General features: G+C 44.9%; 1 protein-coding gene. It reads left to right on the top strand.

Translation table 11 applies throughout. The features are described from left to right. Nucleotides 1-882: DUF3418 domain-containing protein (locus R7E78_RS25295; RefSeq protein ID WP_318058495.1), on the top strand; the 882-nt coding region annotated here is incomplete at both ends.

The following is an 882-nucleotide window of genomic DNA, read 5'->3' as shown; positions in this document are numbered from 1 at the left end:
TTGAAAGACAAAGTTCAAGAAACGCTTTCCAAAGTTGCGGATGACGATATCGAACAGCAAGGTCTGCATACGTGGAGCTTTGGCGAACTACCGAAAGTGTATCAACAAAAACGAGGCGGCTACGATGTAAAAGCATATCCGGCGCTTGTTGATACTAAAGACAGCGTTGAGATCAAACTCTACGAAACCGAATTTGAGCAGATCACCGCAATGCGCGCTGGTCAGCGCCGCTTAATTTTGTTGAACGTACCGTCGCCAATTAAATATTTGCATGCAAACTTGCCGAACAAATCGAAGCTGGGTCTGTACTTTAACCCTTACGGCAAAGTGCTTGATCTGATTGATGACTGTATTGCCTGTGGTGTCGATAAGCTTATTGAAGAGCAAGGCGGTTTGGTTTGGGAACCTGAGAAGTTTGAAGCGTTGAAAGAACACGTTCGCGCTGAACTGGGTGATACCGTGGTAGAAATTGCCAAACAGGTAGAAACCATTCTTACGACGGCTTTCAACATCAACAAAAAGCTGAAAGGCAAGATTGATTTCACCATGGCGTTCGCGTTGTCGGACATCAAAGCGCAAATCGAAAGCTTGATTTTTAAAGGCTTTGCAACGGAATGTGGCTGGAAACGTCTGCCTGATATTCTTCGCTACATGCGTGCAATTGAGCGCCGCATGGAGAAATTGCCGATCGATCCGAACAAAGACCGTTTACACATGCTTAAAGTGGAATCTGTCACCAAGGATTACAAAGAGTTGCTGAATAAGATCCCGAAAGGGATGGTGATTCCAGAAAATGTGAAAGAAATCCGCTGGATGATTGAGGAGCTTCGAGTGAGCTACTTTGCTCAACAATTAGGCACTCCATATCCGGTTTCTGATAAA

The organism is Vibrio sp. YT-19(2023), from assembly GCF_033337395.1.
The sequence above is the reverse complement of the archived record's forward strand: the minus strand, read 5'-3'. Positions and strand labels throughout refer to the sequence as shown.